Below are 12,093 nucleotides of genomic sequence, written 5' to 3' on the forward strand. Positions count from 1 at the left end.
CAGCTCAACGAAAAGGAAAAAACGCGTGACGCCGGAAAATAACCCGCAACGACCGACTCAACAATTAGATTACGATCCCATCAAGAAGATGGAGACCGGGCCCGAAGAGCCCAGCACACCCGGCAAAGCCAGCAAAGCCAGCAAAGCGCTGGGGACGGTCACTACGCTGGCAGAGAGAGTTCAGCAGATCCCCATGATTGCGCACCTGATACGCGCCGCGGAACGTTTCAACGACCGGATGGGAAATCAGTTTGGTGCAGCGATTACCTATTTTTCCTTTTTGTCGATGATCCCGATCCTGATGGTCTCGTTCGCGGCAGCCGGTTTTGTGCTCGCGTCTCATCCGACGCTGCTGCAGGATATTTTCAATAAGATCCTGAATAACGTCAGTGACCCGACCCTCGCCACCACGCTAAAAAGCACCATCAATACTGCCGTGCAGCAGCGCACCACGGTGGGTATTGTCGGTTTGCTGATTGCGCTCTATTCCGGTGTGAACTGGATGGGTAACCTGCGTGAGGCCATTCGCGCCCAGTCGCGCGAGGTATGGGAGCGTAAGCCTCAGGATCAGGAGAAAATTTGGGTTAAGTATTTCCGCGATTTTGTTTCGCTGATTGGTCTGCTGGTGGCGCTGGTCGTCACGCTCTCCATCACCTCGGTCGCCGGTTCCGCGCAGCAGATGATTATCTCCGCGCTCTATCTGGATTACATCGACTGGCTCAAGCCTGCGTGGCGCGGCATCGGGCTGGCGATTTCCATTTTCGCCAACTACCTGCTGTTCTTCTGGATCTTCTGGCGCTTGCCGCGTCATCGTCCGCGCAAAAAAGCGCTGATCCGCGGAACACTGCTCGCGGCAATAGGCTTTGAGGTGATTAAGATCGTGATGACTTATACCCTGCCGTCACTGGTGAAATCCCCTTCTGGCGCCGCGTTTGGCTCCGTTCTGGGGCTGATGGCGTTCTTCTACTTCTTTGCCCGCCTGACGCTGTTCTGCGCGGCGTGGATTGCCACCGCCGAATATAAAGGCGACACGCGCATGCCGGGGAAAACCCACCGCTAATTCCCCCTTTCGGGCTGAAAGTTTCAGCCCGATTCATCATTTCAGCATATATATCCAGTCCGTAACTTTTATTTAACTGAAAACCAGTTATATCCACTGATATTTAAAATCTGTGAAGCATTTCATGGAAGTGTTTTGGCTGGTCTGAACATTATCCGCTTTTTGTTGCTTTTATCACCGGTTCGCGGCTTTGTTACAGATTGAAATGTCGCTTTTGCTGTGCGTAATATGGCCTTTCGTCCGACATAAAATAAGAAAATATTATGCAAGCAACCGCCACAACACTCGATTCCGGGAGCGAAAACGTTCCGGTCAACTCACGCAATAAAGTTGTCGTCGCCTCGCTGATTGGCACCGCCATCGAGTTCTTCGACTTTTACATTTACGCCACCGCAGCGGTCATCGTCTTTCCGCATATTTTCTTCCCGCAGGGCGACCCGACGGCGGCCACGCTACAGTCTCTGGCAACCTTTGCTATCGCCTTCGTCGCGCGTCCGATTGGCTCTGCGCTGTTTGGTCATTTTGGCGATCGCATCGGGCGTAAAGTGACGCTTGTGGCCTCGTTGCTGACGATGGGTATTTCTACCGTCGCCATCGGCCTGCTGCCCACCTACGAGACCATCGGCATTCTGGCACCGGTGCTGCTGGCGCTGGCGCGTTTTGGTCAGGGTCTGGGTCTGGGCGGTGAATGGGGCGGTGCGGCACTGCTGGCGACCGAGAACGCCCCGGCGCGTAAACGGGCGCTGTATGGCTCCTTCCCGCAGCTTGGCGCACCGATTGGCTTCTTCTTTGCGAACGGCACCTTCCTGCTGCTCTCCTGGCTGCTGACCGACGAGCAGTTCATGAGCTGGGGCTGGCGTATTCCGTTCGTCTTCTCGGCCGTGCTGGTGCTGATTGGTCTGTATGTTCGCGTTTCTCTGCACGAAACGCCGGTGTTCGCGAAAGTGGCGGCGGCAAAAAAACAGGTAAAAGTGCCGCTGGGCACGCTGCTGACCAAACATGTCCGCGTGACCGTGCTGGGCACCTTTATCATGCTGGCTACCTATACGCTGTTCTATATCATGACCGTCTACTCCATGACGTTCAGCACCGCTGCCGCGCCGGTTGGGCTGGGTCTGCCGCGTAACGAAGTGCTGTGGATGCTGATGATGGCGGTGATTGGGTTTGGCGTCATGGTGCCGATTGCCGGCCTGCTGGCGGATAAATTTGGCCGTCGCTCCAGCATGATCACCATCACGACGCTTATCATTCTGTTCGCTCTGTTTGTCTTCCCGCCGCTGTTAGGCTCGGGCAGCCCGGCGCTGGTGATGGCGTATCTGCTGATTGGTCTGAGCCTGATGGGATTAACCTTCGGCCCGATGGGCGCGCTGCTGCCGGAGCTGTTCCCGACGGAAGTGCGTTATACCGGCGCGTCGTTCTCCTATAACGTCTCGTCGATTCTGGGAGCGTCCGTTGCGCCGTATATCGCCACCTGGCTGCAGGCAAATTATGGCCTGTTCTACGTGGGCGTGTATCTGGCGGCCATGGCGGCACTGACGCTGATTGCGCTGCTGCTGACGCACGAGACTAAGCATCAGGCGCTTTAAGCTAATGCCGGGTGGCGCTGCGCTTACCCGGCCTACATTTGAATCGTAGGCCGGGTAAGGCGTAGCCGCCACCCGGCAAATACAGACCGCACCTTACCTCTTCATCTGCGACAAAATCGTCCGGCACTGATTGGCTTCCCCTTCTGATGGCGAAATCAACGCCAGCAGCGCCGCGGCTGGCGTGACCAGCGTTGCGAGCGCTGCCGCTACCGCGCCGCGCGCAATCAGCGGCCCGGGTTTTACTCCCGCCTGCGGATTTTTGAAAGTGCCGCGCACGTAGAGCGGTGAGCGCAGGGTGATGATACGGATCCCTTTGCTTTCCGGGTCGATGGTTAAATCAAGCTGCTCAGAGGCCATGCTGGCGGTTCCGGTCACGTTGATTACCGCGTTTTCCGTGTCGAAGGCAAAAATCTGCGGCCGCGCCACGCCGTTAACCAGATCCAGATTCGCCGCCGCGCAGTTCACCCGCACCTCATCATCACCAAAGATCTGCCCGATGATGTAGTTCCCGACGTTCAGCCCCAGGATCTCCATCAGGTTGCGGCTCACCAGCCCGTCGTTCATCAGTAGCTTGAGGTTGCCGTTACTGCTCCCGAGCAGCGCTGCCACGGAGTTCCCCACCCCGCGAATGTCCGCGTCACCGTTCATTTCACCGAGGGTTTTCTGCATCAGCTCCACGTTGGGCATCAGCTCTTTCAGCTTAAGCCTGCGCGCCTGTATATCAGCCCGACCCTGCATCGGCTTTTTATCGCCTTCCAGATGAATGTTCGAGGAGATGGTTCCGCCCGCCATGCCAAACTTCAGCGGCTGCAGACGCAGGTCGGCATTTTTAAGCAGAATATGGGTTGAGAGGTTGCTGATCGGCAGCGTGCTGCCGTGCTCGATTTTTCGCCCTTTGAAGCGCACATCCGCATCCATTACATCCCACTTGTCGGTTTCAAAGCGATCGTAGGGCAGCACTTTCCCCGCGGGCTGAAGGTCTTTTTTGACCTCTTTCGACTTCGTGCCTTTGCCGGAATCAACGCCGATCAGAGGGCCCAAATCGGCAAGCCTCAGCTGGCGGGACTCCACATCCCCTTCCAGTTTCGGACGCGGTTTGCCGGTGGTGTAGGTCAGCGTACCGTGGATATCGCTGTCGCCGATACGGCCGTTGAAATCCCGATAGTCAAAGACAGACGATTTTTCCGTATCGAGTTTGGCCACCAGATGCCCGTCCGTCTCAAACGGCGGCGTATCCGGCAGCAGCACGCCGGTGAGTTCGTAGAGCTCCCCCAGCGAATCTCCGGCGAACTTCAGCCGCAGATCGACCCCGCCCATGTTCATTGGATCGTTGACCGTGCCGGTAAAGGCGACTCGCGTGTTGCCGGAGCGGAAGTCCGCCTGCACCGGGAACGGGGTACCAGCGCTTCGCAGCGCCAGCATGCCGCCAATTTTACCGGTGCCGGTCAGTGGCTGTCCGTTGTAGCGCCCGGTGGCCCGCAGGCCGAAAACGTAATCGCCCGCGCTGGCGTTATCCCCTTTCGCTTTGGTGCCGGTCACTTCACTGAACGGCAGCGGCTTACCCAGCGGATCGACCAGGATCTCCACATCGGCCTTGCTGACTTTATCGTCGATGGTGATCCGCCCGCGATCGAACAGAATGTTATCGAGACGGAATGACCACGAAGAGGGCTGGGCATTGGGATCTTTCTCGCCGCTGCTGGCGAGGTTAAAGGTCCAGTTATTGTTTTTTTCCGAGAGACGGATCAGGCGTGCATCGGGCTGCTGAAGCTTGATCCACGGCAGGTAGACGGTTTTTGTCAGAAGCGCTAACGGCGCCAGCGTGGCTTCAACCCGCGGAAGATGCACCATGGTGACGGCAGGAATATCCGGCGGATTGCCCAGAACGATGTCGTCGGCGTGAACGTGCGGCCAGGGGATCCAGCTTCGCCAGCCGGTCTCTTCTTTCTGACGCTCCCAGACCACGCCCAAATCACCGCGTATCGCGAAGGGGCGGTTCAGTTCAGTTGAGACTTTCTGGTTGATGGTCGGCTTAAGACGGTTCCAGTCGAATGTCGCAATAATGATGATAGCGACCACGATCAACAACAAGAAAATCCCTGCTGTCCAGGAGATTACCCTGGTTGTTTTAGTCATTTTGATCCCCTTTTCCTGATGACCTGTCCTGTAAAACTATAGTCCAGACAAAGGGAAACGGGCGGTTCAGAGGTTGGTTATCACACCGTCGAGGGTATCCATGGGCACCGGACGTGAGAGGTAATAGCCTTGCGCGGCGGCGGCGGGTGAGTTTTGCACATCACGCCACTCTTCCAGCGTTTCCACACCTTCCACAATGACGCCTTTGCAATAGCGGTTCATCAGCTGCAATAACAGCGTAAACAGATTCCGCCCTTCCGGGGTCTGGCGCAGCATAATGAACAGATCGCGGGCCACTTTGATGTAGTCGTAACGCACTTCGCTGAGGGCGGAGAAGTTCGCCATGCCGGTGCCAAAGTCATCCAGCCACAGGGGGCCAAATTCACACATCGAGGCAAAAGAGGATTCCTGCGGCAGGCGGACATGCTCCACCAGTTCAAAGCGCATCCACGGCAGGGTGGCGATAAGCTCCTGCAACTTCGCGTTCTGGCGCAGCGCCAGCAGGGTTGGGCCATCCACGTTGACCGAGGCCAGAATATCGTGCTGTTCGAAAAAGGCCTTTTTCGTTTCCAGCATGCGCAACTGCTCTTCCAGCACGTCCAGGCGCTGGCGCACGGCGACTTCGGCAAAATAGCGGTCCGGCGCGATACGCTGTGAAGGGTTAGCAGGGTGTGTAACGACCGTCAATATTTCAATCGCCATCAGTCGACCGTCGGTACGATAGATTGGCTGGTAGGTATACACACGCTCACATTGCAGCCAGTAGCGATGCTCCTGCAAGTTCTCAATACTTGCCTCAGGCGTAGTGCTCAGCCGCTGGATAACCTGCTCTGACTTCATTTCAGATGTCCTGTTGTTGGGATGGCCTTTCTGGACTCGTCACTGGGTTATCGGCGCGATAATTGAGAACTTTATGTTCAATTCACCGGGAAAATGAAATTAAGATGACAGAAATGAACAGGAACACGCGCTGGTTCAAAAAAAATAATGGAACGATGTTTTAATATAGTTGACCTGATAATTCACACAGCGCACACTGCTTTTAAATACTCTGTTCAGGTTCATGATTATGTCCAAAAAAATTGCCGTTATTGGCGAATGCATGATTGAGCTGTCACAAAAAGGCGCGGAGGTTAGCCGCGGTTTTGGTGGCGATACCTTAAACACCTCCGTGTATATTGCCCGTCAGGTGCCGCCGGAGGCCCTCACCGTGAACTACGTCACCGCACTGGGTACGGACAGTTTCAGCCAGCAAATGCTGGACGCCTGGCAGAGCGAACACATTGATACCTCGCTGATTCAGCGCATGGAAAACCGCCTGCCGGGTTTGTATTACATTGAAACCGATGATACCGGCGAGCGCACCTTCTACTACTGGCGAAACGAAGCTGCGGCCAAATACTGGCTGGAAAGCGACGACGCAGCCGCCATTTGCGAAACGCTGGCGACGTTTGATTATCTCTATCTGAGCGGGATTAGCCTCGCCATCTTAAGCCCGACCAGTCGTGAAAAGCTGCTGTCGCTGCTGCGCGAATGCCGCGCCAATGGCGGGAAGGTCATTTTTGATAACAACTACCGTCCGCGCCTGTGGGCCAGCCGTGAAGAGACGCAGCAGGTTTACCAGCAGATGCTGCAGTGCACCGACATCGCGTTCCTGACGCTCGACGACGAAGATGCCCTGTGGGGCGAGAAGCCTGTTGATAAGGTTATTGCGCGCACCCAGGCCGCTGGCGTGAGCGAAGTGGTGATTAAGCGCGGCGCGGCATCGTGCCTGGTGGCCGTAGCAGGTGAGGCGGTGATTGACGTCCCGGCGGTGAAACTGGCGAAGGACAAAGTGGTGGATACTACGGCAGCGGGAGATTCCTTCAGCGCGGGCTATCTGGCGGTGCGCCTGACGGGCGGCACGCCTGAAGCGGCTGCACAGCGCGGGCACCTGACGGCCAGCACGGTGATTCAGTATCGCGGGGCGATTATTCCGCGTGAGGCGATGCCTACTTAAATAAGGTGCGGGCTGATGCCCGCACCCTGACCCTCTCCCACCGGGAGAGGGAATTTTTTAGGATTACTGCCCCTGCGGAATATCCGTCGCGTCCTGATGCAGATCATCAGACGTTGCCGCCTGTGTAGGTTGCGGCGCGGCGGTCATGATTGAATCCCATGTCGCCTGCAGCTCCTTCATGTTGTATTCCGGCTCGCCTTTCGGCTGCAGAAGGACTAATCCCATATCCTGCGACAGCTGCTGACGTAAATCCTGATTTAACATATCGACGGTCAGCCCATTCAGGAAGTCCTGACGGAGCTTCTGGTACTGTTCCGGCGCGATGTCCACCACCTGATTCTGCAAGGAGCGAATACGCTGGCTGATCAGGATATCCGTATCGGCGCGGGCATAGGTCGCAAACAGCTTCTGCAGTTCAAGCTTTTTCTGCGCGACCAGCGCGTTGAACTCTTCTTCAGACAGGCCCTCTTTGCGCACTTTTGCCAGCTCTTTCGCCACCACGCCCAGATTGGCATTCAGCTTATCGCCAGGCGATTCGATATTAATGGCGCACTGGGCGCGCTGGAACAGTACCCGGCAGTCGAAGCCCAGCGCAATGTTCTTCACGCTGTTCTTACTGAGGCTCTGCTGAACGTGCCAGAACAACGCCTCACGCGTCAGATCCGCACGCCAGTAGCGTAACAGCGCGGCGGATTCGCGGATAGGCTGCCACGCGGTATCCCACATCATGGAGAGCCGGTCCTGACGCACGGCATCAGTGGAGATGCTGACTGGCTCTGTCCGCAGCGGGGAGAGCGTCGGGACAGGAGCAGGCGTTTCACGCTTGCCTTTCAGCTCGCCGAAGGCTTTGTTGATTTGCTCAACCACCGCGCGGCTATCCACATTCCCGACCACGATCAGCGTCATCGCGTCCGGGGTGTACCATTTCTGATAGAACGATTTTACCTGTTCGGCATCGACCGGCTGTTTCAGCGGCTCTGCCGGATCGTGCCCAAGCAGCGCTGAGCCTTTCAGGCGATAACGCCACCAGCCCTCTTTGGTATCCGCAGGCCAGGTCGCCACCATATCGCTGTTGCTCAGCGCATAGTTAACGGTTTCCGGCGTGATCGCCAGATTGCCAGTGGCATCGGAGAGATACGTAAGAGCTTCTTTGAGCAGATCGTTACGGTTATTCGGCAGGCTCAGGTTAAACATGGTGTAGTCATACGAGACGACGGCTGGCGGCAATGGACGCTTCGGGTCAATGCCTTGCTGCCAGAGCGAACGCACCTGAACAGCCTGTAAACTGCCGCTCTGGGTGAGCGCCAGTCGGGGAATAAAATGGCTAAAGCCGGTCTGCTGGGTGCTTTCAGTGAGGGAGCCGGTATTCACAGACAGACGGATCTCAATACGATCGCTGGGACGCTGCGGCGTGGCTAACACCTGCCACTGAAAACCATTCGCCAGGGTCCCTTGTTGCCATGCCGGGTCTGGCTGGAGCGCATCTGCCTGCACATAACTGGCTGCTGCCATCATCAGCAAACCGCCGGTTAAGAGTCGAATTTTTGTGCCCTGCATGTGAACCCCTGATCAACATTCCTGGTTAAAAAGAGTGTCTCGCGACGCGCTTCACTCTAAAAGATGACGATGAAAACACGTCGATTAGACCGCGCGTTCGGCAAAACGTCACGGTGAGAAGTGCAATATACCCAAAAAAAATCTTGTCGAATTATGACAGGTACGAACAGTCATTATGCGCAGGAGCCCGCATTCCGACAAGGGAATGCGGGAATTTAGCGGAAAATCAGGAGGATAAACCCGGTTTTTTGCTATCAGAAGAGCGATTATTCAGCGTATCGTCGAGCTTTTTGTGATCCAGCTCTTTAACCCATTTTGCCACCACAACCGTAGCCACGCCGTTACCCACCAGGTTGGTTAACGCACGCGCTTCAGACATAAAGCGGTCAATACCGAGAATCAACGCCAGACCGGCCACCGGCAGATGTCCCACAGCGGAAATGGTCGCCGCCAGCACGATAAAGCCACTGCCCGTTACGCCCGCAGCCCCTTTCGACGAGAGCAGCAGCACCACCAGCAGGGTGATCTGATGGAAGATATCCATATGGCTGTTGGTTGCCTGTGCAATAAACACTGCCGCCATGGTTAGGTATATCGAGGTACCGTCGAGGTTAAAGGAGTACCCTGTCGGGATCACCAGCCCCACCACCGATTTACGACAACCCAGCTTCTCCATCTTATCGAGCATGCGCGGCAGCGCCGACTCAGAGGAGGAGGTCCCCAGCACAATCAGCAGCTCTTCGCGGATATAGCGGATAAATTTGAAGATGCTGAAACCGGCCGCGCGGGCAATCGACCCCAGCACCACCACCACAAACAGAATACAGGTGATATAGAAGCAGATAATCAGCTGGCCGAGCTGTACCAGCGTGCCGACGCCGTATTTACCGATGGTGAACGCCATTGCTCCGAAGGCACCAATCGGCGCCAGGCGCATGATCATATTGATGATGCCAAAGATGACCTGCGAGAAGCTTTCAATGACGTTAAAGATCAGCTGGCCTTTGCTGCCCAGACGATGCAGGGCAAAACCAAACATGACGGCGAACAGCAGCACCTGCAGAATGTTTCCGCTGGCAAACGCCCCGATCACACTGCCGGGAATGACGTCCAGCAGGAAGGCGACCACGCCCTGATCTTTCGCCTGCTCAGCGTAAACCGCCACCGCTTTGGCATCCAGCGTCGACGGGTCGACGTTCATGCCAGCGCCAGGCTGCACCACGTTAACAATGATCAGACCGATAATCAGTGCCAGGGTGCTGACCACTTCGAAATAAAGCAGCGCCACTGCACCGGTACGCCCTACCGCCTTCATGCTTTCCATGCCAGCGATACCGGTCACCACCGTACAGAAGATCACCGGGGCGATGACCATTTTAATGAGCTTAACGAACGCGTCGCCAAGCGGTTTCATTTGCGCACCCAGTTCCGGGTAGTAGTGACCCAGTAAAATACCGATTGCGATGGCTGTCAGGACCTGGAAGTAAAGACTTTTGAAGAGTGAGGTTTTCATAGAATGTCCTTGGGAAGAAAAACCACAGGCTTTGTAAGGTTATGGTTAACCTGCGGCTCTAAAATAACACCCGCATAACAGGACAGAAATAAACTCAGTTCAAATTTGAAACACAAATGTTAAGAACTTTGAGCTGGCTCGCACAAGCCAGCAACAAAATTACACTTTTGCGTTATTGCCAGCGCCGGAAAGGTACCGTTGTTCAAAGACATCCGACGGGACGGCACGGGCAAAGAGGAAGCCCTGGCCTTTACCGACACCCGCCTCAGCCAGCCAGCGGCGCTGTGCTTCCGTCTCGATACCCTCAGCAATCAGATTCAGGTTGAGACTACGCGCCATCTGAATAATGGCTTGCACCATGCTGCTGTCTTCCGGCAGCCCATCGACAAACGCTTTGTCGATTTTCAGGACATCCACCGGCAGCGTTTTCATGTGCTGAAGCTGACACAGTCCGGCATAGCCCATGCCAAAATCATCCAGCGCGATGCGGATACCGGCGTTGCGCAGCGGTTTGAGGATCGCGACCGCCTCATTCGGGTCGTCAATACGGCGGCTTTCCGTCACTTCCAGAATCAGCGTATCCGGCTGGATCCGGTAGCGATTGATGAGCTCCAGCATCTCCGAGACCATAGTGGGATGCATCAACTGCAGGGCAGAGAGATTGACCGACAGCGGCAGGTTGACACCACGCTCCTGCCAGGCGGCAAGCTGGCGGCATGACTCCTCAAGCACCCAGTAACCCACCGTGACCATCAGACCACAGGACTCAATACGTTCGATTAACCCTTCCGGCAGCTCCCAGCTGCCATCCGGCTGCTGCACGCGCAACAGCGCTTCCGCGCTTTCCACTTCACCCGTCAGCAAATTGACCTGCGGCTGGAGCCAGAGGGCAAACTGGTGGTTATCCAGCGCGGTGAGGATGTCGCTCTCTTCCGTCAGACGCTGCTGCGCCTTTTCCATCTGATCCGGGTCGAAGAACTGGATCTGGTTTTTCCCTTTGCGACGGGCGGTGAATGCCGCCGAGAAGGCGCGACGATAGAGCTGCTCTGCGGTCAGATCGCCATAGAACATAGCAATCCCGATACTGGCGCTGGGGCGAAGCTGAATACCCTGAATGGGCAGCCGCTCATTAATGACAGTGAGTACTTGCTGACCTAACGTGATCGCATGCCACGGCTCTTTCACGCCGTTCGCAATCACCACCAGGTCATAACCGCTGACCTGAGTCAGCACCATACGTGGAGCAAGCACCGATTTAACCTTTTCGACCAGCGTCAGTAACAGCATTTCACGCTGGCTCTCCTTGAGCACCCCAGCGGTATCCTGCAGGGTTTCACAGGCGATGACCATCAGCGCCGTGGTCTGCTGGCGCGCCACGGTCTGCTCCAGCATCGCCATCAGGAACGCTTTATTAGGCAGCTCCGACACCGGGAAACGGGTGGCGCTACTGTTCAGTTCATCCTGCTGACGCTGAATGCGCTGCTGGTTGAGGTTGTAGCTGCGCACCAGCATGCCGATCTCATCGTCATGATGCAGGCGGGGCAGCTCAAGCTGATGACCCATCTGCTCCTGGGGAGAAAGCGCGTTCAGCTCCCGGGCGATACGCCGCAGCGGGTGGACAATCAGCCGGTTAATGCACCAGGTCAGCGCCACGCTCAGTATCAGCGTCATAAGTAAGCAAGTGGTCACTAACGTAATAAACCAGCTCATGACGAATTTATACATGCGGTACGAGTCCGCCTGCAGAACAAGATAGGCCAGCGGCTGCGGATTCGCAGGGCGTTCAAGCGAGTAGATGGGAAGCGAAATTTGTACCGGCAGTTCAAACAGGCGCATCACCATCATCGGGACGGGACGTTCCGGGATAAAACTCATCCGCAACGCCTGGAACTGGTTCGGCAGCACCACGTCTGCGCGGCTGACGACGCCCGCAGGCTGAATACGTTTTAAAATGGTTTCCGCTTCGGGAATATCGCCTTTCAGAATAGAAGCCGAAAGCGGGCCACGCACCGAGCGGGCAATACTTTCTAATTGCGAAGCCGTGTTATAGCGATTCTGCTGCACGGAATGAAACAGCAAAATGACGCAAAATAGCAGTACAAACAGCAAGGTGACAGCAGAAACCATCGCCATCTGTTTGATCGTTAAGGAACGGCTGACACGCAAAATGACTCTCCACAGAACTCGAAGCGCAGGGCGCACCAGGGTGTAAACCTGGCGCGCCTGAGTATACCCGATCGCC

Annotated in this window: 8 protein-coding genes; 3 read left to right on the forward strand and 5 right to left on the reverse strand. The window is 56.1% G+C overall.

The window, feature by feature from the left end:
* The first annotated feature begins 25 nt into the window (after positions 1-25).
* Complete coding sequence (gene yhjD, locus ACOTZF_RS23030; protein WP_129252974.1) at positions 26-1,060, forward strand: inner membrane protein YhjD; 1,035 nt, start codon at positions 26-28, stop codon at positions 1,058-1,060.
* A 263-nt stretch (positions 1,061-1,323) separates the two neighbouring features.
* Positions 1,324-2,646: an MFS transporter gene (locus ACOTZF_RS23035; RefSeq protein WP_013099207.1), complete on the forward strand. Its 1,323-nt coding sequence runs from the start codon at positions 1,324-1,326 to the stop codon at positions 2,644-2,646.
* A gap of 93 nt (positions 2,647-2,739) precedes the next feature.
* Here ACOTZF_RS23035 and ACOTZF_RS23040 read toward each other — a convergent pair whose 3' ends face one another.
* Positions 2,740-4,782 (reverse strand): AsmA family protein, encoded by a 2,043-nt coding sequence (locus ACOTZF_RS23040; protein WP_061772959.1) that lies wholly within the window; start codon positions 4,780-4,782, stop codon positions 2,740-2,742.
* 66 nt (positions 4,783-4,848) lie between these two features.
* Entirely contained in the window at positions 4,849-5,622 is a 774-nt protein-coding gene (pdeH, locus tag ACOTZF_RS23045) for a cyclic-guanylate-specific phosphodiesterase (protein WP_129317863.1), read from the reverse strand.
* Between the two features lie 229 nt (positions 5,623-5,851).
* On the opposite strand from pdeH, the gene ACOTZF_RS23050 reads away from it, so the two are divergent.
* A complete protein-coding gene (locus ACOTZF_RS23050; protein WP_129252972.1) occupies positions 5,852-6,781 on the forward strand; it encodes a sugar kinase in 930 nt (309 codons plus the stop codon).
* A 63-nt stretch (positions 6,782-6,844) separates the two neighbouring features.
* Here the strand turns inward: ACOTZF_RS23050 and ACOTZF_RS23055 are convergent, their stop codons facing one another.
* From ACOTZF_RS23055 to hmsP, 3 genes are all read right to left on the reverse strand, one after another.
* Positions 6,845-8,338: a M16 family metallopeptidase gene (locus ACOTZF_RS23055; protein ID WP_013099212.1), complete on the reverse strand. Its 1,494-nt coding sequence runs from the start codon at positions 8,336-8,338 to the stop codon at positions 6,845-6,847.
* A gap of 226 nt (positions 8,339-8,564) precedes the next feature.
* Positions 8,565-9,851, reverse strand: a complete 1,287-nt coding sequence (locus ACOTZF_RS23060) for a dicarboxylate/amino acid:cation symporter (protein ID WP_057071781.1) — start codon at positions 9,849-9,851, stop codon at positions 8,565-8,567.
* A gap of 159 nt (positions 9,852-10,010) precedes the next feature.
* A complete protein-coding gene (hmsP, locus tag ACOTZF_RS23065; protein WP_129252970.1) occupies positions 10,011-12,017 on the reverse strand; it encodes a biofilm formation regulator HmsP in 2,007 nt (668 codons plus the stop codon).
* Between the last annotated feature and the right edge of the window lie 76 nt (positions 12,018-12,093).

The organism is Enterobacter cloacae complex sp. SHL021 (assembly GCF_049237765.1).
GTDB lineage: Bacteria > Pseudomonadota > Gammaproteobacteria > Enterobacterales > Enterobacteriaceae > Enterobacter > Enterobacter cloacae.

Excerpts from the sequence above, each read along its gene's own strand:
- ACOTZF_RS23035 (WP_013099207.1), top strand. The coding sequence starts at position 1,324 with ATGCAAGCAACCGCCACAACACTCGATTCCGGGAGCGAAAACGTTCCG.
- ACOTZF_RS23040 (WP_061772959.1), bottom strand. The coding sequence starts at position 4,782 with ATGACTAAAACAACCAGGGTAATCTCCTGGACAGCAGGGATTTTCTTG.
- pdeH (WP_129317863.1), bottom strand. The coding sequence starts at position 5,622 with ATGAAGTCAGAGCAGGTTATCCAGCGGCTGAGCACTACGCCTGAGGCA.
- ACOTZF_RS23050 (WP_129252972.1), top strand. The coding sequence starts at position 5,852 with ATGTCCAAAAAAATTGCCGTTATTGGCGAATGCATGATTGAGCTGTCA.
- ACOTZF_RS23055 (WP_013099212.1), bottom strand. The coding sequence starts at position 8,338 with ATGCAGGGCACAAAAATTCGACTCTTAACCGGCGGTTTGCTGATGATG.
- ACOTZF_RS23060 (WP_057071781.1), bottom strand. The coding sequence starts at position 9,851 with ATGAAAACCTCACTCTTCAAAAGTCTTTACTTCCAGGTCCTGACAGCC.